Here is a 21,147-nt window from a genome sequence, read left to right as displayed (position 1 = left end):
CTGTAGGAGCTGGCGAAGCCTGCGATGGACCGCAAAGCGGTCCCCGATTTCAGGGGGCCGCGCTACCCCCTCACCTTCGGTTGCGGCCCCCATTTTTATTCATCAATGCTGGAGCACCGGCACATGAGCAACGAAAAGTACGAAAAAGGCCTGCAGATACGCACCCAGGTGCTGGGCGAGGACTACGTCAACCGTTCCATCCAGAACGCCGACGAGTTCACCAAGCCTTTGCAAGAGCTGGTCACCGAGTACTGCTGGGGCCACGTCTGGGGCCGCGAGGGCTTGTCGCTCAAAGAGCGCAGCATGATAAACTTGGCCATGATTTCCGCGCTCAACCGGCCCCACGAGCTCAAGTTGCATATCCGCGGCGCATTGCGCAACGGCCTGAGCCGTGAACAGATTCGCGAGATCCTGCTCCAAGTTGGCATTTATTGCGGCGTGCCTGCGGCGGTGGACAGTTTCCGCCTGGCCCGTGAAGCGTTCGCCGAAGCCGATGCGGAGTCAACCCGTTAACAACGGGCTGTTCGAACCACTGCAAGGAGTGCCACGGTTCAAGGCACTCCGCGATGTTGGCGCAACAGCCTCATAAAGAGCGCACCTGATGAAACGCCAGCCACTCGACGACAGCTTCAAGGTCAACCGCAACCCCGTTACTCTGCGCGAAATCGTGCTCGACAAGCTGCGCGGCGCGATCATGAACTTCCACCTGCTGCCGGGCGACCGCCTGGTGGAACGTGACCTCTGCGACCGCCTCGGGGTCAGCCGCACTTCGGTGCGCGAAGCCCTGCGCCACCTGGAATCCGAAGGCCTGGTGGAGTTCGCCGACGCCAAGGGCCCGCGCGTGGCCATCATCACCCTGGAAGACGCCCGTGACATCTACGAGCTGCGCTGCGTGCTCGAAGGCCTGATCGTCCAGCTGTTCACCCTCAACGCCAAGGCCAAGGACATCCGCGCCCTGGAACGCGCCCTCGAGGTCAACCGCGAAGCTCTTGAAGAAGGTGAACTGCAGCAGGTGCTGGAGTCGGTGCAAGGCTTCTACGACGTGCTGCTGGAAGGTTCCGGCAACCAGGTGGCAGCGCAACAGCTGCGCCAGTTGCAGGCCCGCATCAGCTACCTGCGCGCCACTTCGGTCTCGCAAGAGAACCGTCGCGGCGCCAGCAACCGTGAAATGGAAAAAATCGTCGAGGCGATCAAGAGCGGCGACCCGCTGGTGGCCCACCAGGCCTCGGTCGATCACGTCCGCGCCGCCGCCAAGGTGGCCCTGGACTACCTGCGCCAGAAGCAGGATGACAACACCAAGGTGCGCGACATCGTCGAGCCTTTGGCCCTGAAGGAACCTCGCATAGGCCGCTGACCATGCCCACCGCCCCGCGCTACTGCCCGCACTGCACCACAGAACTGGCCCGGGGCGTTCCCACCGGCGACACCCACGAGCGCCTGCACTGCCCTGGTTGTGGCTACGTGCATTACATCAACCCGAAGATCATCGCCGGCTGCATCATCGAGCGCGACGGCAAGTACCTGCTGTGCCAGCGCGCCATCCCTCCCCGTCCAGGCACCTGGACCTTGCCGGCAGGTTTCATGGAAGCCGGCGAAACCACCGAGCAGGCGGCGCTTCGTGAGGTGTGGGAAGAAAGCGGCGTGCGCGGCGAAATCGTCTCGCCCTACTCGATTTTCAGCGTGCCGAAGATCAGCGAGGTGTACATCATCTTCCGCGCCATCGCCACCGAGGAAACCGGGCAGTTCGGGGCGGAGACACTGGCGTACAAGTTCTTCGAGCCGGACGAGATCCCGTGGGATGAAATCTATTACCCGGCGATTCGGCAGATTCTGGAGCGCTACATCCTGGAGCGGCAGGCGGGGGTGTATGGGATTTACATGGGTAATGACGATACCGGCAAGGTGCACTTCATACGCTGAGCCGGTATCGACCGATTACCGGCGCCCTTCGGCCAACATGCGCACGGCCAGCCCCGCCAGCACCGTCCCCATCAGCCAGCGCTGAACCTGCTGCCACAACGGCCGCCCCGCCAGAAACACGGCAATCGAACCGGCCATGATCGCGATCAGCGCGTTGACCACAACGCTGATGACAATCTGTGTCGAACCCAGCACCAGTGACTGCATCAGCACGCTGCCATGTCCCGGCTGAATGAACTGCGGCATCAGTGACAGGTACATGACCGCAATCTTCGGGTTGAGCAGATTGGTCACGAAACCCATGGCGAACAAACGGCGCGGGCTGTCGGCCGGCAGGTCGCGTACCTGGAACGGCGAACGGCCACCGGGTTTGACCGCCTGCCAGGCCAGGTACAACAGGTACAGCGCGCCACCGATGCGCAGCGCGTCATAGGCAAAAGGCACGGCCATGAGCAAGGCGGTAATGCCCAGTGCAGCGCAGAGCATGTAGAAGACGAAGCCCAGTGCGACACCGCCCAGGGAGATCAGCCCGGCCACCCGGCCCTGGCAGATCGAGCGGGAGATCAGGTAGATCATGTTCGGGCCTGGGGTCAGGACCATGCCCAGCGCGATCAGGGCGAAGGCAATCAAGTGTGAGGTTTCGGGCATCGGACGCATCCTTGGTCATGTGAGCTCGAAGTGTATATCAACTCAACTGCCCGGCGATCAGGCCGACCGCCACCAGAATCATCACTGCACCTGACACCCGCCCAACCATCCTGGCCGCCCCCGGACGGCTGCTCAACACCGCCTTGGCGCCATAGCCCACGAGCAAATACACCACCAGCGAACTGCACAGGTGCACCAGCCCCAGCAGCAGGATCTGCAGTGGCACCGGCCAGCTCGATTGCGGGTCGGTGAACTGTGGCAACAAGGCCAGGAACAACAGGAACACCTTGGGATTCAGGCCACTGACGCAAAAGCCCTTCAACGCCCAGCGCGAGCCGGAATCGGCGATGCCGGTTTGCCCCGATTGCGGCACCGGCGGGCTCAGCAGCAGGTTGCCGCCCAACCACAGCAGGTAGATGCAGCCTGCCAAAGTCAGCAGCATCAAGGCCAAGGGATGCCCTGCCAGCAAGGTGCCGACACCCGCGGCCACCACCAGCGTGGCCATGAAGTGCCCCGACAACATTCCCGCCACCGCCGGCATCACCCAACGCCCACGCATCCCCGCCGATATGGCGTAGGCCCAGTCGGCCCCCGGGGTAATCACGAACAGCAACGACACGGCCCAGAACGCCGTCAGTACACTGATAGCCACTTGAATCATCCTTTCCACACTGTTTGGGGTGAAGAAAGCGTACGGATTCCCGCCGGGGATTTTCTTTCGTATATTCCCCGTCAACCCTCAAATATTGGAAGATTCTTCCCAGTGGATAGAACAGACCGCAAAATTCTTGCCGAACTGCAAAAGGACGGGCGCTTGTCGGTAACCGAGTTGGCCGACCGGGTGGGTTTGAGCCTGTCGCCCTGCCACCGCCGCCTGAAAGCGCTGGAAGAAAGCGGCGCCATCCTGGGCTATCACGCCCGCTTGGCGCCGGCTGCGGTGGGGCTCAATTTTGCGGCGCTGGTGTTCGTCACCTTGCGCGAAGTCACCCGCCAGCCGGTGGCGGACTTTGAAGCTGCTGTGGGCGAGATTCCGCAGATTGTCGAGGCGCAGCGGCTGTTCGGCGACCCGGACTACCTGCTGCATGTGGTGGCCAAGGATTTGCCGGCGTTTCAGAAGCTGTATGACGAGCAGCTGACCAGCATTCCCAATGTGAAGCGGTTGAGTTCGACGTTGGTGATGAAAGAGGTGATTCAGGACCGGATGTTGCCAATTTAGGTTTTGCATTGGCCCAATCGCCGGCAAGCCGGCTCCTACAGGTTTTGCACGCTCCCTGTAGGAGCCGGCTTGCCGGCGATGAGGCCAGTACAACCACTACAGGGTGATCAATACTGCGCCTGCCCCGGCACCCACGCGGTACCCGCCAGCGGCACCCGTGCCATGGCCGCCGCTTCCACGGTCAGCGCCACCAGGTCCTCGGGGTCGAGGTTGTGCAGGTGCGACTTGCCACAGGCACGGGCCATGGTTTGCGCCTCCAGCACCAGCACCCGCAGGTAGTTGGCCAGACGACGGCCTGCTTCTTCCGGGTTCAGGCGCTTGGCCAGTTCCGGGTCCTGGGTGGTAATGCCCGCCGGGTCACGGCCGTTCTGCCAGTCGTCGTAGAAGCCAGCGGCCGAGCCAATCTTCTTGAGCTCTGCATCCAGGCGCGGGTGGTTGTCGCCCAGGGCGATCAGCGCGGCGGTACCGATGGCCACGGCATCGGCGCCCAGGGCCATGGCCTTGGCCACGTCGGCACCGTTGCGAATGCCACCGGACACGATCAGCTGGACCTTGCGGTGCATGCCCATTTCCTGCAGCGCCTGCACCGCCTGTGGAATGGCCGGCAGGATTGGAATGCCGACGTGTTCGATGAACACTTCCTGGGTCGCCGCGGTACCACCTTGCATGCCGTCGAGCACGATCACGTCGGCGCCGGCCTTCACTGCCAGCTTGACGTCGTAGTACGGGCGGCTGGCACCGATCTTCACGTAGATTGGTTTTTCCCAATCGGTGATCTCGCGCAGTTCGGCAATCTTGATGGCCAGGTCGTCCGGGCCGGTCCAGTCCGGGTGGCGGCAGGCGCTGCGTTGGTCAACGCCAATCGGCAAGGTGCGCATGCCGGCCACTCGCTCGGTCACTTTCATGCCCAGCAGCATGCCGCCACCGCCGGGCTTGGCGCCCTGCCCGAGGACGATCTCGATGGCATCGGCCTTGCGCAGGTCATCGGGGTTCATGCCATAGCGCGACGGCAGGTACTGGTACACCAGGTGCTGCGACTGGCCGCGCTCTTCCGGGGTCATGCCGCCGTCGCCGGTGGTGGTGCTGGTGCCGGCGATGGTGGCACCACGGCCCAGGGCTTCCTTGGCGTTGGCCGACAACGCGCCAAAGCTCATGCCGGCAATGGTCACCGGGATTTTCAGGTGGATCGGCTTCTTGGCGAAACGGGTGCCCAGCACCACGTCGGTGCCGCATTTTTCGCGGTAGCCTTCCAGCGGGTAACGCGACACGCTGGCGCCCAGCAACAGCAGGTCGTCGAAGTGCGGCACGCGGCGCTTGGTGCCACCGCCACGAATGTCGTAGATGCCGGTTTCGGCGGCGCGCTGGATTTCCTGGATGGTCAGGCGATCGAAGGTGGCCGACTCACGCAGTACCGGGGTGTTTTGCTCGCTCATGGGTGTGCTCCTGGATCAGTACGCGCTGGCGTTGTCGACTTTGAAGTTGTACAGCTGACGGGCCGAGCCGTAGCGCTTGAAATCGGCGGCCTTGTGGTCGAGCCCGGCTTTGTTCAGCAACTCTTGCAGCTCTTGCAGGTGCTCGGCGCGCATCTCTTTTTCGATGCAGTCCGAACCCAGCGACTGCACCGAGCCTTTGACGTAGATACGCACCTCGTACAGCGAGTCGCCCAGCGCATCGCCGGCATCGCCACACACCACCAGGCGTCCGGCCTGGCCCATGAAGCAGCTCATGTGGCCGATGCTGCCGCCGACGACGATGTCCACGCCCTTCATGGAAATGCCGCAACGCGCACCGGCGTCGCCCTCGATCACCAGCAGCCCGCCATGGGCGGTGGCGCCGGCGGCCTGGGAAGCACTGCCCTTGACCCGTACCGAGCCGGACATCATGTTCTCGGCCACGCCCACGCCGACGTTGCCGTGCACGGTGACGCTGGCCTTCTGGTTCATGCCGGCGCAGTAGTAGCCGGCGTGGCCGTCGATATCGACGGAGACGGCCTGGTTGATGCCCACGGCCAGGTTGTGCTTGCCGTCCGGGTGGCTGACCCGCCATTCACGGTCCTGCACTTCGCCGTGCAAGGCCTGGTTGAGTTCGCGCACCGAGGCGCTGGAAAGGTCGATGGTCTTCATGAAGTGCTCCAGTGTTCGGTGAGTGGGTCAGGCGCTTTCGCGTTCCCAGACGTACAGGGTGGCCGGCGCCGGCTCCCAGACCTTGGCCTTTTCGATGCCCGGCAGGCTGGCCAGGGCCTGGTACTCCGAGGCCATGGCCACGTAGTCGTCGGTCTCGGCCAGCACCGCTGGCTTGCAGGCGATCGGGTCGCGGATCACGGCAAAGCCGTTGCGGGTGCCGATGGCGAAGGTGAAGAAACCGTCCAGATCCTCCAGCGCGCCATCCAGGGCCTGGGCCAGGGTGTCGCCCTGCTGCAGGCGCCAGGTCAGGTAGCCGGCGGCCACTTCGGTGTCGTTGTCGGTTTCAAAGCTGATGCCTTCGCGCTTGAGTTCCTGGCGCAGGCGGAAGTGGTTCGACAGCGAGCCGTTGTGCACCAGGCACAGGTCGGCACCGGTGGAGAACGGGTGGCTGCCTTCCATGGTTACCGCGCTCTCGGTGGCCATGCGGGTATGGCCAATGATGTGGCTGCCCTTCATGCCGGCCAGGCCGAAGCGGCTGGAAATTTCCGCTGGCAGGCCCATGCCCTTGAGGATTTCGATGCTCTGCCCGGCGCTCATGATGCGCACCTCAGGTGCCAATTCGCTCAGGGCTTGGCGGGCGGCGGCCTCGCTGGTGTGCACTTTCAGTACGGCGGCACTGGCATTCTGGAACCAGTCCAGCGAGCAGCCCAGGCGCCCTTCCAGTTGGCCCATCAGGGTTGTCCAGGGGTAGCTGATATCCGTTGCCTGCAAGGTCAGTTTGACCCAGCCATCGGCGACTTCATCGCCGTAGATGGCAAAGCCTGCGCTGTCTGGGCCACGGTCGGTCATGGCTTCGAGCATGGGTTCGAACAGTTTGCCGAGCTGGGCCTCCAGCTCAGGCTTTTTCAGGTACAGACCTACGATTCCACACATGGTGATGCTCCTTACTAGGCAGTGGGCAGCCGCTCTCGCGCTGGCCGCCCAGGGGATTGGGGGCGGTCAGAAGAACTCGGTGTAACGCTGGATTTCCCAGTCGGAGACGTGGCGGCAGTACTCCACCCACTCCATGCGCTTGAGCTTGATGAACTCATCGACGATCTCGGCGCCCAGCACTTCGCGGAACAACGGGTCGGCCTCCAGGGCGTCGGCGGCTTCCTTGAGCGACTGCGGCAAGGTCTTGATGCCACGGGCAGCGATTTCTTCGAGGCTCAAGTTGTAGAGGTTCTCGTTGCACATCTCGCCCGGTTCCAGCTGGCGGTCGATGCCGTCCAGGCCGGCAGCGATGATCGCGGCGGTGACCAGGTAAGGGTTGCAACCTGCGTCCGGCAGGCGGAATTCCAGGCGCCCGTAGGGGATGCGTACCATCGCCGAGCGGTTGTTGGCGCCATAGGCGACGAAGGCCGGGGCCCAGGTGGCGCCGGACAGCGAACGCCCCACTACCAGGCGCTTGTAGGAGTTGACCGTGGGCGCGGCGAAGGCACACAGCGCCGGGCCGTGGGCCAACAGGCCGGCGGCGAAGTGGTAGGCCAGTTTCGACAAGCCCATGCCGCTGCTGTCGGACGGGTCATGGAACAGGTTCTTGTTGGTGCTGCTGGCCAGCGACAGGTGGAAGTGCATGCCATTGCCGGCGCGCTTGGGGTCGGGCTTGGGCATGAACGAGCAGATCATCCCCAGATCGTTGGCGATCTCGCCGGCGGCCATGCGGAAGAAGGTGAAGCGGTCGGCCGACTCCATGGCGTCGGAGTAGGTGTAGTTGATCTCGAACTGGCCGTTGGCGTCTTCGTGGTCGATCTGGTAGATGTCGAAGCCCACCGGTTGCAGGGCCTCGGTCAGGCGCTCGAGGAACAGTCGCGAACGGGACAGGCCCTTGTAGTCGTAGCAAGGCTTGTCGAGGTTGTCCGAGGCGTCCACCAATTGCAGCTTGCCGCTTTCGTCGCGGCGGAACAGGCTGAACTCAGGCTCAAGGCCGGTGTTCAGGGTCCAGCCTTTGTCGGCCAGGCGCTGCACCTGCTGTTGCAGCACGTAGCGGCTGTCGTAGGGCCAGGGTTGGCCGTTGACGTGACCGATGCACACCACGCGGCCGTAGCCTGGCTGCCATGGCACCGGGATCAGCGTGGACAGGTCGCCACGGGCCATGAAGTCCGGGCCATGGGGCTCCATGCCCATGCCGCAGATGGCGAAACCGGCGAAACCGGCGCCCTCCTCGGCCACCATCTTCAGGCCCGATACCGGCACCGATTTGGTTTTCGCCGAACCATGGATATCGACGAACTGCGCCAGCACGTACTTGATGCCGTGTTGGTCTAGGGTGCGCTGGGTTTCTGCTGGCAACATGGGTTGAACACTCCTGGGTAAGGGGCAAGGCATGGTGGACCTGCATGTAATTCCGCACGGGAAACTTACTTTCCTCATAGGAATGCAACAGCCTTGCCAACTTTTTGCCCGCAGCCGCCCTATCGCCGGCAGGCCACCTCCCCAAAGAGCGCCATACGCCCTGTGGGAGCCGGCCTGCCGGCGATGAGGCCGGTCAAACCACCCCATCACCCAGAGCAGTTTTTCTTCTATATATATGGGAAACTTGTTTTCATACGAGGAAAGAGCCGGCCAGTGCAGTCGTCTTTTGCACTTTCTCAGTGCGAAATCTTTATTCCTGAACTGAAACCGTGCAGCGTTTTAAAGGAAACCTGATGTCGACCGAAACCGAACCCCGCCTACGCCTTGAGCAATACCTGGGCCTGCAGATCAAGCGTCAGCGCCAGGCTCAATCCCTGAAACTTGCCGATGTGGCGCGAATCGCCGGAATCAGCCAAGGCATGCTGAGCAAGATCGAAAACGCCCAGGTGTCCACCAGCCTGGATACCCTCAGCCGCCTGTGCGACGTGCTGGGCATGCCCATGGCCAAGCTGTTCAGCCAATATGACCAGCCCGATGGCAACGCCCTGCTGGTCAAGGCTGGTGAAGGACTGGAGGTGGTGCGTCGTGGCACCGAGAAGGGCCACACCTACCACTTGCTCAATCACGCCAGGGGGCCGAAGAAGAATTTCGAGGCTTACATGGTGACCATGGACGACGCCAGCGAGGAGTTTCCGACCTTCGCCCACCCGGGCACGGAGTTTCTGCATTTACTGGAAGGTGAACTGGTGTACCGCCACGGCAACCAGCTCTATCACATGCAGGCCGGTGACAGCCTGACCTTCGATGGCGAGACGCCGCACGGGCCGGAGCAACTGGTGCAAGTCCCTATCCGCCTGCTGTCGATCATGAACTACGGTGACGAGTGACGCGGCGCAGTCTGGCAACGAACGATGTCGCGATCTGACAAGTACGCGTCGCCCGCAATCGGCTTCGCAACTCTGTCTACAAAAATAATACACACACCTGCCAGCCCCGCGCCGTGGGCTGGTGGGTGTGGTACTCGCGAGTAAGCAGCCTCGCTTCACAATTCCAACGCTGTGGCGCCCTTTTGCACCGGGCAGTTCGTCCGGGCTCATAACGATAAAACTCCCAGTATTAGAGACCTGCGCCGCGCCAGTCGGGAGTGCTTGCCTGCGCATTTGTGAAGAATTTGACTGCCATGATCGCGACATCAATCCCCGTAGCCGGTGCTGCCACCGGCCACCGTAATGCCCTGCTCGTTGCCCACATCGCCGCGGTGCTGTTCGGCCTGACCGGCATCCTCGGCCACCTGATCGAGGCTGACGCCAGCATCATCACCTTTGGCCGCGCCACCTTCGCCTTCATCGCCCTGGGCTTTGTCGCCGGGCTCAAAGGCACGCGCCTGCTCGACGCCCTGACCCTGCGCAACCTGCCGATCCTCGGCCTGACTGGCGGCTTGCTGGCTGCCCACTGGGTGACCTTCTTCGTGGCGGTCAAAGTCGGTGGCGTAGCTGTGGCCACCCTGGGCTTCGCCAGCTTCCCGGCCTTCATTGCGCTGATTGAGCGTGGTGTGTTCGGCCAGCGCATTGGCGCCGTTCAAGGGCTGTTGCTGCTGATGGTCTCCACCGGCCTGGTGCTGGTGGTGCCCACCTTCGACCTGCTCGACAAAGGCACCATCGGCCTGCTTTGGGGCCTGGGTTCCGGCCTGGCCTTCGCCCTGCTGACCGTCGCCAACCGCCGCCGGGCATCGAGCATGAACGCCATGCAGGTGGCCTTCTGGCAGAACGTGGTGGTAGCCGCGCTGGTCTCGCCGTTCGCCTTCACCCACCTGGCCAGCACCAGCCTGGGCGGCAGCGACTGGGTCAACCTGGCGCTGCTGGGCGTGTTCTGCACCGGGCTTTCGCAGTTTTTGTTCGTCAAGAGCCTGGAAGGCCTGGAAGCCCGCACCGCCGGGATGATCATCGCACTGGAGCCGGTGTATGCGATTCTGGGTGCCTGGTGGCTGTTCGCTGAACAGCCGACCCTGCGCATGGCCGCCGGTGCCGGCCTGATCGTGCTGGCGACCATCCTTGCCGCCTGGCGCAAGGCGCCAGCCGACAAGGGCGATACCAGCCGCTGCGCGCACTGACTGGCGCGCGTGAACGGTATCCTCAGAAGCGGATCATTACCGACTTGAGTTCGGTGTAGTCGTCGATGAACGCACTGCCGAACTCACGCCCCACGCCCGAGGCCTTGCTGCCGCCGAACGGCACCGCCGGGTCGAGGAAGGTATGCATGTTTACCCATACCGTACCAGCCTCGATCTGCGGGATCAGCCGAAATGCCTTCGACAGGTCGTTGGTCCAGATACTCGCGGTAAGGCCGAAGGGGCTGTCGTTCATCAGTGTGACCAGCTGCTCTTCATCGTCGAAGGGCAGCACGCACACGATCGGCCCGAAGGTTTCCTCGTGCAGCAACGGGTCATCGGCGCCATTGGCCAGGATCACCGTGGGCTCGACGAAGTAACCTGGGCGCTCGACCTGGCGGGCACCACACACCACCGTGTTGTTGCTGCGCGCACGCTCGAAGTAACCGAGGATCTTCTGCAGGTGCGCCTGGTTGGCCAGCGGCCCGAACTGTGCGTCCTGGTCCAGCGCCGAGCCGATCTTCAACTGCTGCAGCGCAGCGGCCAGCTTCTGGGTGAAAGCCTCGACCTTGGAGCGGTGAACGTACAAGCGCTCGGGCGAGGCGCAGACCTGGCCCTGGTGCACATACGCCGTTTGCAGGATGCCCGCCACCGCCGCGTCCACATCGACATCGGCCAGCAGTGCCGCCGGGTTTTTGCCCCCAAGCTCCAGCGTGGCGCGGGTCAGGTTGGCCGCCATGGCCGCCTTGCCCACCGCGATGCCGGTCGGCACGGAACCGGTGAAGGCGACCTTGGCCACATCGCAGTGATCGATCAACGCCTGCCCTGCCCGGCCAGTGCCGTTCACCACGTTGAACGCGCCCGCTGGCACCCCCGCCTGCACTGCCAGCTCGGCGATGCGCAGCAGGGTCAATGGCGTGAACTCGCTGGGCTTGACCACGATGGTGCAGCCCGTCACCAGCGCCGAGGCGATCTTCCAGATACCAATCATCACCGAGAAATTCCACGGCACGATCCCCGCCACCACACCCACCGGCTCGCGCAGGGTGAACGCGGTGTAACGCTCGCCATTGAACGACGGCAGCGACGGCGTCATGGTCTGCCCGGTGATCTTGGTTGCCCAACCGGCGAAGTAGCGCAGGAACACCACGCTCTGGGCGATTTCCAGGCCACGGGAGAGATTGATCGACTTGCCCGAGCACAAGGTCTCCAGCTGGGCCAGCTCCTCGCCGTTGGCCTCGATCAGGTCGGCCAGGCGGTTGAGGATCACGCCCTTCTCATACGGCGACACCTCGGCCCAGGCACCTTTGAACGCGCGCCTGGCGCCCTGCACCGCGCTGTCGACGTCGGCCGCGCTGGCGTCATGGAAGCGGCTGACCACCTGACCGGTGGAGGGGTTGTAGACGTCGATGAGCCTGTCTGAATCCCCGCTGCGGTATTGCCCATCGATGAAATGCCCATGGGGCCTGGCCAGAAAGTCGACGACCGCGGGCAGTAGCTGGATATCAGTCATTGCGGGAGCTCCTGAGGTGAACCGGTGTGCGCAAGGCAGTGGATGAACGTATCGCGCAGATACTCGACCGGCACCGCTTCGCGCACCAGAGCCGTGCAGCGTTTTGACAGGGAGCCTCAACAGAATGTCATGCAGGCAAAACCAACCTTCCCCATATGCGCCCGAACCCAGGGTTGCCTCGTCAGGAAACACCCCTGCTCGACAGCGCTACCGTTTGGAGCACTCTTGGCGTTTTCTGCGATTGACCAAGCCTGGGAGGCTCTTTGCGAAGATAAAAATAAAACCTTATTTATTAGAATGTTAGAGAGTAATGAGTAGGTATTGCGTTGGAGCCAGGCGTGATTTTTGCTTGAATATTCAAGTGATTTATACGCAAAAGAGTCGCCCTAGCGACCTGTACCCTGCATCCGTGTACCGAGGCCTTCATGAACCATCAACTCCACCTCTGCGATGAACGTTTCCAGTCATGGCTGCATCAGGTCAATGAAGCCTGCGGCCACTTCAACGGGCGCACGCTCGACCTGAAATTCGACGGCCACCTGGAAAAACGCCAGGTCGGCCTGATCTCCTTGAGCATCGTCGAAATGAACCAGGTCAACCTGTACCGCGGCCCGCAGGAGATCCGCGCAAGCGGCGCGGACAACTACTACGCCGTGCTGCAGATGGCCGGCAGTTCGCGCATCGACCATCAGGGCGCACGCCTGGAAATGCAGGCCGGTGACCTCACCCTGATCGACGCGAGCAAGCCGCTCGACATGCACTTCCACCAACGCTCGCGCCAACTGTCGATGATCTTGCCGCGCAGCCAGGTGCACAGCGGCACCCGGGGCATGTCGGTGGCCTGCGCCAGGCATATTCGCGCCCATTCGCCACTGGCCATGATCGGCGGCCAGATGATGCGCGAAGCCAGTCAGTTCGAGCAGTTGGCCGTGTCGGAAAGCCACGCGGTACTCGATGCCCTGATCGCCCTGCTGCGCCCCGAAATCGCCCAGGATGCGCTGCCTGGCAGCCATGAACGCCTGTACCAGAAGGCGCTGAACATCATCGATCAGAACATCACCTGCGAAAACCTCACGCCTGACGCCATCGCCAGGGAAGTCGGCGTTTCCATGCGCAGCCTGTATCGGATCTTCGCCAAGCGCGAACAGGTCATCGCCCAGTACATCCGCAATCGCCGACTGGATTTCTGCGCCGAAAGCCTGCGCAACCCGGCCTTGGACCAGAAGGTGTCGTCGTTGGGCTATGCGTGGGGCTTTTCCGACTCCAGTTACTTCAGCACCGCGTTCAAGGCGCGCTTCGGCATGAGCCCTGGCGAGTACCGCAAGCGCCACGCGAACTGAGTGGCGGCTGCCTGGCTGTCGGGTTGTCACGGGCCCAAACAGATCTGGCAGCCAGGAAAAGAACCCCCGGCAGCGCTTCCTTCATCATCACGGCAGGTTTTTGCACCTTCTGCCACTCCAATAACAAAGGAAGCCATGCATGCACACGCGCCTGTTTACCCTCACCCTGGCCTCGATACTGGCGGGCACGGCTCTGCCCGCCAAGGCCCTTGAGCTTTACGGTGACGACGACAGCCACCTCAACGCCAACCTGGAGGCGATGTTCGGTGCCTTCCACAGCCAGGAAAGCTACGCCATCGGGCGAACCGAACCCGGTTCGGTTTCGTGGCGCGAGGGCTATGTCAAATATGGCCTGAGCGGCGACCAGCGCCTGGGCGGTGCCGGCTCGACGTACGGTGCCTTCGCCCTGCTCAGCTCCGGCACCTGGGGCGATGGCGACGCGGCAGGCTTCAGCGATGGCAGTGAGCGCACCACCAAGATCGAAGACGCCTACCTGGGCTGGAAGTCGGGCAACCTGTTCCCCGTTCTGGGCGAGGACGGCGTCGACCTGTCGTTCGGCCGCCAGACCGCAGCCGTGGGTGACGGTTTCCTGCTTCAGGGCGACTCGCTCAACGTCGGCCACGGCCTCGCCGATGGCCAGTTCAACCGTGGCGGTGCCTACTACCTGGCGGCACGCAAAAGCTTCGAGAAAACCGCGATCCTGCGCCTGGGCGGCAGCACCGGCTGGCGCGGTGACCTGATGTGGCTGAAATCGGACAACCGCGCCCAGGCCAATACCGAGATGCACGTCGGCACCCTCGAGCACGTTGCCGATGCGGGTACCGTTGGCCTTACCTACATCAACACCACCCACGTCGACGAAAAGTACGCCTCCGAGCAGCAGCTCGAACGTGACGGGATGAAAACCTACAGCCTGCGCGCCCAGGGCAACGCCGGGGTAGAGAACCTGTTCTTGTCCGGTGAATACGCCAAGCAGAACAAACCCCACAGCGCCACCGAAGACGCCTGGTACCTCGAAGCGGGCTGGACCTTCGCCGACGTCGCCTGGAAGCCCAACATCAGCTACCGCTACAGCCGCTTCTCCGAGCAGTTCGACCCGTTGTTCTTCGGCATGAGCCGCGGCCTGGGCACCTGGTTCCAGGGTGAGGTTGCCGGCAACTATGCCGGCCCGTTCAACACCAACTCGCGCGTGCAGAAGGTCGGCCTGGTGGTCAGCCCCACCGACAACCTGAACCTGGGTGCGCTGTACTACAACTTCGACACCATCAACCGCAACCTGGGCAACACCGACGGTCGCGAGCTGGACCTGTACGCCGAGTGGACAGTCAACGAACACCTGATCGTGGTGCCGCTGGTGGGCTTCTATCGCCCGGACCGCAGCGCCGAAGACGGTGGCCTGCAACTGGGCAACAACGACACCAACGTGTACAGCCAGATCGCCTTCGTCACCATGTTCTGAATCGCTCACGGTGTGTGGGCGCGTGCCTGCACACCGCCCCGCCCCCTAGCGAGACCTTCATGAAACTTTCATCCGTCAGCCTGCGCACCAGGCTCACATTGCTCGCAGGCGCCTGCATGCTGGTCATCACCGCCCTGCTGGTAAGCCTGTCCCTGACCCAATCTTCGCGCAGCAGCCAGCAAGCCAGGCTATCGAGCGAGGCATCGCTGGCCCAGGCCTACGCCCACGGCCTTGAACTGCAAGCAGGCCTGGAAGCCGAGCACGCCCGCGCCACCTTCACCGAGACCTACCAGCATGGGCAGGGCGTCGCCAGGCAGATGGCCTATCTGCGGGAGGAAGCGGTGACCGGCCAGATCTCCCCGCGTGAACTTCGCCAGCGCATCCTTGACTTGCTCAAGCAGGCGCTGGCGGCCGAGCCCAGGTTGCTGGGCATGTTCGTGATCTTCGAGCCTGACGCACTGCCTGGCGCAGACCGCGACTTCGCCGGCCAAAGCGCGTTGGGCAGCAATGAGCGCGGTCGCTTCTCCATGACCATGGTGCACGACGGCAACACCATGACCCCCATGATCGGCAACGAGCAGTTGCTGGCCGATACCCGCCCCGGGCCTAGCGGCCAACCCTACAACGCGTTCTTCACCTGCTCACGGCAAAGCCGGCAGAGCTGCGTGCTGGAACCCTACCTGGACAGCGAAGGCAGCGGCCAGTTGGTCAGCAGCGTGACCTTGCCGCTGATGGATGGCGATCGGCTGCTGGGCGTGCTGGGCATGGACATCGGCCTTGCCAAGCTGCAGCAGGACGCCACTGCCAGCAGCCGGCAGCTGTTCGATGGTCAGGGCAGCATCGCGATCTTCAGCCATGGCGGCGTGTTCGCGGCAAACAGCCAAGCCACCACGATGCTGGGCAAGACACTGCAAGGTGACGCCCGCCAGCCGGTGCTCGACGCCTTGCGCGAAGGCAAGACTGCAGCGCCATCGAGCGCCGACACCGAACACCTGGTGAAACCTTTCGCGCCCATCCCCGGTGCCGATGCCTGGGGAATATCCATCAGTGTCCCCCGGGCAGTGCTGCGCGCGCCGACCGACGCGCTGCACGCCAAGCTGCAAGCCCAAGGCCTGCAGGACCGCACCACCGCACTTACCCTTGGCGCAGGCTGCGCGGCAGCCGGCATGCTGCTGATGGGCTGGGCGGCCTGGCGCTCGACGCGCCACCTGCGCTCGCTGACCCGCATGATGCAGGGCATCGCCGCTGGCGAAGGCGACCTTACCAGCCGCCTTGAGGTGAACAGCCACGACGAGATCGGCCAACTGGCCGGTGCGTTCAACCGCTTCGTGGCGCGCATCCAGGGCTCGATTGCCCAGGTTGCCGCCAGTGCCCAGGCGCTGGACGCCACAGCTTGTCGTGTGGTGGCGGTATCGCAGGACACGATGGACGATGCCAACCGGCAACAGGAACGTACCGAGGGTGTCGCCGCCGCCGTCGGCCAGTTGGGTTCGGCAGCCCAGGACATCGCCCGCAACGCCGCCTCGGCAGCGGACCAGGCCGGCCAGACCCGCACCTTGGTAGAACAAGGCAGCCAGGAAGTGGCCAATGCGCAACGTGCGATGCGCGAGCTCTCCCTCGCCATCGACCAGTCCAGCAGCACGTTGCAAGTGCTCAATGGCAAGACCTGCGATATCGGGCAAATTCTCGATGTGATCCGCAGCGTTTCGGAGCAGACCAACCTGCTGGCGCTCAACGCCGCCATCGAAGCGGCCCGAGCTGGTGAAGCGGGTCGCGGCTTTGCCGTGGTTGCCGACGAGGTGCGCAACCTGGCGCACAGCACTCAGCGTTCGACCGCGCAGATCCACGACCTGATCGAACAGTTGCAGGCCCATGCCGGCAACTCGGTCACGACCATGGCACAAAGCCTGGACTCCACCGAAAAAGGCGTGCTCATCACCGACCAGGCTGAGCTCAAGCTGCAGCATATCCAGGTCGGTATCAGCGCCATGGACAGCATGAACCTCTCGGTAGCCGCCGCGACCGAGGAGCAGACCACGGTCATCGAGGCGCTCAACCGGGAAATTCACGAAATGAAAGCGCTCAACCAGGCCACCATGGCGAACCTGCAGGACACCCTGCAGGCCTGCCAGGCGTTGCAGGCAGAAAGCGTTTCATTGAAGGCATTGGTTGGGGGGTTCAAGCTGGTCTGAGGCTTTATGGGTTCGCCGTGATATCTTCGGCGCTTTCGAGATCGAGCGCCGCCCGCGCGGCGCATCGCGAGCAAGGCTCGCTCCTACGTTTGTTTCAGGCCAATTATTCCTGTGAGATTTTCGCGCGACCGCTCTTTGCGCATGGCGCGATATTGCGTCGTCAACACAAGGCGGTCGCGCGCGCCTGCCACAGGCGTTACTGGCCATAAACAAACGTAGGAGCGAGCCTTGCTCGCGATGCGCCGCGCGGGCGGCGCTCGATTTACGCCCCCTGAAAAACTCAAGCCAGGCCTTCTTCAGGAACCCCTAACGAGCCTTCTCAGGCACCGGCAACGGCGCGCTGTCATTCCAGGCACTGACCGGGCGGCTGAACAGGTTCTCGGTCTGGAAATGCGCCATTCGCCACTGGCCTTCCTCCACCGCGAAGCGCACGGTCAGGCGCGCGGCATTCAAATGCGAAGCGCCATCGGCGAAGGTGCTGGTCTGCAGCATCACCCAGCGCCCCAACCCTTCGTCACCGTCCACTTCAATGACCTCACTGGTCAGGAAGTGCACATTCAACGCAAAGTGCGCGGGCGTTTTCATGTAGGTGGCGAACATCGCCCGAATCGCTTCACGGCCCCGGTAGCCACCAAAACTCTCAGCATACTTGGCACCCTTGCCCTCCCACAGCGCCTCTTCGGTGAACAGCCGGGCCAGCTCGTCCAGCGGCGTGTCGGCATCCAGCTGGTCACACAGTTCCATGTAGCGGTTGATGCAAACCCGGATCGCTTGCTGGCTTTCAAACGCGTGCAGGCGCGCCTGCAGGGTTGATAGTTCGGTCATGCAGCACCTCGTGATCGGTAGGAGTGGCGCACTCAGGCAACCCGCGCCGAGTGGATGTTGAGCAGCAGACGCTCGGCGACCGCCAGCACTTTCTCGTCGGCGCCCTTGGCACCGATCAGTTGCAGGCCCACCGGCAGCCCGCACTCGCTGCCCAGCGGAATGGTCAACGCCGGGTGCCCGGACAAGTTGAACGGCCGCACCAGCGAGGTCATGCCCAGCACCGCACGGGTGTCTGCCGCGTCTTCGAGGCGCAGCGGGAAGTCCGGCATGGTCGGCAACGCCAGCACGTCGTAAAGGCCAAGCGCCTGGTCGACCTCGGCGGTGAAGCGTTGGCGCACCGCTTCGGCCTCGGCCAGGGCGCTGTCACTGGTCTGCCCGGCAGCGGCCAGTCGGCCAGCGATATCGGCACCGACGTTGTCGGTGGCCAACAGGTGCCCGCAGCCGTCGTGGGTTTCGCGGTTGATCACCACCATGCCGGCTTCATAAGCCGCGCCGAAATGCTTGAACTCGACATTGCCCAAGGTCAGCCCGCTGGCGACCAGGTTAGCGTGCACCACTTTCTGGATGGCTGCCTCGGCGGTCACGCGCAGCACCCCCACCCGCGCGCTGGCAGGTACCTGCGCCGGCACGAAGCTTGGGTCGATCATCGCCATCGCCCGCACCAGCATCGGCAAGCTCGCGGCGAATGGCCCGACGCAGTCCAGGCTGGTGCGTGCGGGCATGACGCCTTCACGGCTGACCCGCCCGAAGGTGGGCTTGAAGCCGAACACACCACAACAGCAGGCCGGGATACGCACCGAACCGCCGGTATCGGTACCCAGGCTGAAATCCGCCAGCCCGGCAGCCACCGCAGCGGCCGAACCGCTGGAAGAACCGCCCGGAATGCGCCCGGGGAAATGCGGGTTGGCCGCCGTGCCGGTGTAGTGGTTGATGCCGGTGGTGCCAAAGGCCAGTTCATGCAGGCTGACCTTGGCGGTAAGGCGCGCTCCGCTCGCCAGCAGGTTGCCGACCACCTGCGCATGTCGCTCGGCCAGTGGCGCATCCTGCAGGGCGCGGCTGGACGCACGGGTTGGGGTGCCAGCGACGTCGATGGTGTCCTTGATTGCCACCCGAGGGCCGTTGCCGCCCAGGTCGAGGGTTTGAATGATGATGGTCATGCTTGCAGCCCCTTCTACGCTTGCAGCCTGGCACTTGGCCGGCCACGGAAATTGTAATTGTTAACGTGAAATATCAACTGAACGTTCCACTAAATAGAAACACTGGAAAATACGGGTTGCTCTTGCGCGCCATGCTCATCAACGGGTGGCTAAATCGGCTGAAACGTCTATGATGGCGCGACTATTTCTGCACAAGTAGTGAATCGATGAGCAACCTCAAGAAGACTGGCCACAGCCATCACGACCCGGCCAGCGACGAATTTCGCAAGGAAGATTTCCCCTTTTACTGGCTGGCCCGGGTGCACGGCCGCTATACCCAGAACATGGAACGGCTGCTCAAGAAGATCGACCTCGATGTACCGCGCTGGCGCGTGCTGTGGATCCTCAACGAGAACGGTGAATCGAGCATTTCCGAAATCTCCACCCATGCCATCGCCAAGCTCTCGACCATCACCAAGATCGTCTATCGCATGAAGGACGATGGCCTGGTCGATACCGCCCCCAGCCCCGAAGATGGCCGTGTGACCCAAGTCCGCATCACGCCCCTGGGCCTGGAGGCCATCGAGCGCATGCAGGAAGTCACCCGCGAGCTGTTCCAGCGCAGTTTCAAGGGCCTGACCGAAGCTCAGGTGCAGCGCTTGAACCGCATGCTCGAAGTGGTTTTCCATAACCTCGAAACGCTCTGAGCCGGCGCCGGAAAAAAGCCCAGTGGAGCGACTGGGCAAAAGACCAGGCACAGGTGCCGGTTCAGCAAGCCTTCGAGGTTTCGCAGACGCGGTGGTAGGCACGGTTGAAGTACACCAGCCCGTCGTCGGCGCCACCCAGGCGAATGTCCTGGATCTCGCAGTAGAAGATGCTGTGCGAACCCACCTCGTGCACCTGGGCGATGCGACAGTCGAAGTTGACCAGCGCCTCGTCCATCACCGGTGCACCGCTTTCCAGCACACCCCATTGCGCGGTGGCGAAGCGCTCGTCCATGTTCAGGTGCTTGTTGGCGAAGGCCCCCGACAGCTCGCGATGGGTGCCGGCCAGCACGTTCACGCACAGCGCGCCGTTGGCCTTGAACTGGGCATTGGAATGCGAGGCGCGGTTCATGCACACCAGCAGCGTGGGCGGCGAGTCGGTCACGCTGCACACCGCCGAGGCCGTGAAGCCGAAACGGCCGGCGACACCGTCGGTGGTGATGACCGAAACAGCGCCACCGAGCATGGCCATTGCGTCGCGAAAACGGGTTACGTCAACCATGGTCATTCTCCTCAGATGTCCAGCACGAGCTTGTTGGATTTGGCCCGCGAGCAACACACCAGGATCTGGTCGTTGGCGGCCTTTTCTTCGTCAGTCAGGTACACGTCACGGTGGTCTGGTTCGCCTTCGAGCACATCGCACAGGCAGGTACCGCAGACACCCTGCTCGCAGGAAATCTCGATCTTGATCCCGACCTGGGCCAGGGCGTCGAGGATGGTCTGCCCCTCGGCTACCTGAACGGTCTTGTTGCTGCGTGCGGCGACCACTTCGAAGCTGTCGCCACTGGCGTCCACCTCCACCTGGAAGTATTCCTTGTGGATGTGGTCCTCGGCATAACCCTGCTGGCGCGCGCCGCCAATCACCCAGTCCATGAAGCCCGCCGGGCCGCAGGTGTACATGTGCGTGCCGGTTTTGCCATGGCCAAGCACCGCGGCCAGGTCGAGCCGCTGCTGTGGGCCTTCGTCGTCGAAGTGGGTGAACACCTGGGCGGCGAACGGGGCGTTGGCCAGCTCGTCGAGGAAGGCACTGCGGCTGCGCGAGCGGCCACAGTAGTGCAGCTCGAAATCTGCCCCTTGCTGCTTCAAGGCATGGGCCATGGCGATCATCGGCGTGATGCCGATGCCGCCACCCAGCAGGATGGTGCGCTGGGCCTGTGCGGCGAGCGGGAACAGGTTGCGCGGTGCACTGATCTGCAGCTCGCGGCCTTCCAGCAAGGTTTCGTGAACGCCCACCGAGCCGCCGCGCGACGCCGGGTCCTTGAGTACGCCCAGGCGGTATACCGAGCTGTCGGCCGGGTCGCCGCACAGCGAGTACTGGCGCACCAGCCCGTCGGCGATATGGATGTCGACATGGGCGCCGGCATCGAAGGCTGGCAACCACTCACCGTCGACACGTTCGAGGTCGAGAACGACCACGTCGTCCCCTTGGATTTCGCGCTTGCGCACGACTACATTCAGCAATTCTTCATTCATGGCGAAAGCCCCGTAAAACGTCGGGGGCATCGGCTGC

At 63.3% G+C, this 21,147-nt stretch carries 21 protein-coding genes and 1 pseudogene; 11 read left to right on the top strand and 11 right to left on the bottom strand.

Features of this window, described 5'->3' with window-relative positions:
- Positions 1-123: 123 nt before the first annotated feature.
- The 3 genes from PspTeo4_RS05720 to PspTeo4_RS05710 all read left to right on the top strand — a co-directional run bounded on the left by PspTeo4_RS05720 (position 124) and on the right by PspTeo4_RS05710 (position 1,920).
- Entirely contained in the window at positions 124-513 is a 390-nt protein-coding gene (locus PspTeo4_RS05720; protein ID WP_016499260.1) for a carboxymuconolactone decarboxylase family protein, read from the top strand.
- 88 nt (positions 514-601) lie between these two features.
- A complete protein-coding gene (locus PspTeo4_RS05715) occupies positions 602-1,354 on the top strand; it encodes a GntR family transcriptional regulator (RefSeq protein ID WP_322362773.1) in 753 nt (250 codons plus the stop codon).
- Between the two features lie 2 nt (positions 1,355-1,356).
- Positions 1,357-1,920: an NUDIX hydrolase gene (locus PspTeo4_RS05710; RefSeq protein WP_322362772.1), complete on the top strand. Its 564-nt coding sequence runs from the start codon at positions 1,357-1,359 to the stop codon at positions 1,918-1,920.
- A gap of 15 nt (positions 1,921-1,935) precedes the next feature.
- Here the strand turns inward: PspTeo4_RS05710 and PspTeo4_RS05705 are convergent, their stop codons facing one another.
- Positions 1,936-2,568, bottom strand: a complete 633-nt coding sequence (locus PspTeo4_RS05705; protein WP_322362771.1) for a LysE family translocator — start codon at positions 2,566-2,568, stop codon at positions 1,936-1,938.
- 37 nt (positions 2,569-2,605) lie between these two features.
- Positions 2,606-3,220 carry a LysE family translocator gene (locus PspTeo4_RS05700; RefSeq protein WP_322362770.1) on the bottom strand — a complete coding sequence of 205 codons (615 nt, stop codon included), beginning with the start codon at positions 3,218-3,220 and terminating at the stop codon, positions 2,606-2,608.
- Between the two features lie 111 nt (positions 3,221-3,331).
- On the opposite strand from PspTeo4_RS05700, the gene PspTeo4_RS05695 reads away from it, so the two are divergent.
- Positions 3,332-3,784, top strand: coding sequence for an Lrp/AsnC family transcriptional regulator (locus PspTeo4_RS05695; protein ID WP_322362769.1), 453 nt, complete (start codon positions 3,332-3,334; stop codon positions 3,782-3,784).
- 107 nt (positions 3,785-3,891) lie between these two features.
- Here PspTeo4_RS05695 and PspTeo4_RS05690 read toward each other — a convergent pair whose 3' ends face one another.
- The 4 genes from PspTeo4_RS05690 to glnT form a co-directional block, all read right to left on the bottom strand.
- Positions 3,892-5,217 carry an FMN-binding glutamate synthase family protein gene (locus tag PspTeo4_RS05690; protein ID WP_322362768.1) on the bottom strand — a complete coding sequence of 442 codons (1,326 nt, stop codon included), beginning with the start codon at positions 5,215-5,217 and terminating at the stop codon, positions 3,892-3,894.
- Positions 5,218-5,232: 15 nt separating this feature from the next.
- Complete coding sequence (locus PspTeo4_RS05685; RefSeq protein WP_322362767.1) at positions 5,233-5,907, bottom strand: protein glxC; 675 nt, start codon at positions 5,905-5,907, stop codon at positions 5,233-5,235.
- Between the two features lie 27 nt (positions 5,908-5,934).
- Entirely contained in the window at positions 5,935-6,840 is a 906-nt protein-coding gene (locus PspTeo4_RS05680) for a glutamine amidotransferase family protein (protein WP_322362766.1), read from the bottom strand.
- 66 nt (positions 6,841-6,906) lie between these two features.
- Entirely contained in the window at positions 6,907-8,241 is a 1,335-nt protein-coding gene (glnT, locus tag PspTeo4_RS05675) for a type III glutamate--ammonia ligase (RefSeq protein ID WP_322362765.1), read from the bottom strand.
- A gap of 353 nt (positions 8,242-8,594) precedes the next feature.
- On the opposite strand from glnT, the gene PspTeo4_RS05670 reads away from it, so the two are divergent.
- Positions 8,595-9,188 (top strand): helix-turn-helix domain-containing protein, encoded by a 594-nt coding sequence (locus tag PspTeo4_RS05670; RefSeq protein ID WP_322362764.1) that lies wholly within the window; start codon positions 8,595-8,597, stop codon positions 9,186-9,188.
- Positions 9,189-9,481: 293 nt separating this feature from the next.
- Complete coding sequence (locus tag PspTeo4_RS05665; RefSeq protein WP_322362763.1) at positions 9,482-10,411, top strand: DMT family transporter; 930 nt, start codon at positions 9,482-9,484, stop codon at positions 10,409-10,411.
- Positions 10,412-10,433: 22 nt separating this feature from the next.
- Here PspTeo4_RS05665 and PspTeo4_RS05660 read toward each other — a convergent pair whose 3' ends face one another.
- Positions 10,434-11,921, bottom strand: coding sequence for an aldehyde dehydrogenase family protein (locus PspTeo4_RS05660; protein WP_322362762.1), 1,488 nt, complete (start codon positions 11,919-11,921; stop codon positions 10,434-10,436).
- Between the two features lie 425 nt (positions 11,922-12,346).
- Between PspTeo4_RS05660 and feaR the strand changes: the two genes are divergently transcribed.
- The 4 genes and pseudogenes from feaR (at position 12,347) to PspTeo4_RS29775 (ending at position 16,912) form a co-directional block, all read left to right on the top strand.
- Positions 12,347-13,261, top strand: coding sequence for a transcriptional regulator FeaR (gene feaR, locus PspTeo4_RS05655; RefSeq protein WP_322362761.1), 915 nt, complete (start codon positions 12,347-12,349; stop codon positions 13,259-13,261).
- A 139-nt stretch (positions 13,262-13,400) separates the two neighbouring features.
- Complete coding sequence (locus PspTeo4_RS05650; RefSeq protein ID WP_322362760.1) at positions 13,401-14,720, top strand: hypothetical protein; 1,320 nt, start codon at positions 13,401-13,403, stop codon at positions 14,718-14,720.
- A gap of 59 nt (positions 14,721-14,779) precedes the next feature.
- A pseudogene (locus tag PspTeo4_RS29780) lies at positions 14,780-16,051 on the top strand (HAMP domain-containing protein); the annotation flags it as partial.
- A 93-nt stretch (positions 16,052-16,144) separates the two neighbouring features.
- Positions 16,145-16,912, top strand: a complete 768-nt coding sequence (locus tag PspTeo4_RS29775) for a methyl-accepting chemotaxis protein (RefSeq protein ID WP_416196941.1) — start codon at positions 16,145-16,147, stop codon at positions 16,910-16,912.
- 306 nt (positions 16,913-17,218) lie between these two features.
- Here the strand turns inward: PspTeo4_RS29775 and PspTeo4_RS05640 are convergent, their stop codons facing one another.
- Entirely contained in the window at positions 17,219-17,737 is a 519-nt protein-coding gene (locus PspTeo4_RS05640) for a nuclear transport factor 2 family protein (RefSeq protein ID WP_322362758.1), read from the bottom strand.
- 32 nt (positions 17,738-17,769) lie between these two features.
- A complete protein-coding gene (locus PspTeo4_RS05635) occupies positions 17,770-18,894 on the bottom strand; it encodes an amidase (RefSeq protein ID WP_322362757.1) in 1,125 nt (374 codons plus the stop codon).
- Positions 18,895-19,100: 206 nt separating this feature from the next.
- On the opposite strand from PspTeo4_RS05635, the gene PspTeo4_RS05630 reads away from it, so the two are divergent.
- Positions 19,101-19,580 carry a MarR family transcriptional regulator gene (locus PspTeo4_RS05630; protein ID WP_322362756.1) on the top strand — a complete coding sequence of 160 codons (480 nt, stop codon included), beginning with the start codon at positions 19,101-19,103 and terminating at the stop codon, positions 19,578-19,580.
- Between the two features lie 61 nt (positions 19,581-19,641).
- Here the strand turns inward: PspTeo4_RS05630 and PspTeo4_RS05625 are convergent, their stop codons facing one another.
- Positions 19,642-20,139, bottom strand: a complete 498-nt coding sequence (locus PspTeo4_RS05625; protein WP_322362755.1) for a flavin reductase — start codon at positions 20,137-20,139, stop codon at positions 19,642-19,644.
- Positions 20,140-20,150: 11 nt separating this feature from the next.
- Positions 20,151-21,110 (bottom strand): PDR/VanB family oxidoreductase, encoded by a 960-nt coding sequence (locus PspTeo4_RS05620; protein ID WP_322362754.1) that lies wholly within the window; start codon positions 21,108-21,110, stop codon positions 20,151-20,153.
- Between the last annotated feature and the right edge of the window lie 37 nt (positions 21,111-21,147).

Origin of the sequence: Pseudomonas sp. Teo4, assembly GCF_034387475.1 — a bacterium.
Taxonomy (GTDB): Bacteria; Pseudomonadota; Gammaproteobacteria; order Pseudomonadales; family Pseudomonadaceae; genus Aquipseudomonas.
The sequence above is the reverse complement of the archived record's forward strand: the minus strand, read 5'-3'. Positions and strand labels throughout refer to the sequence as shown.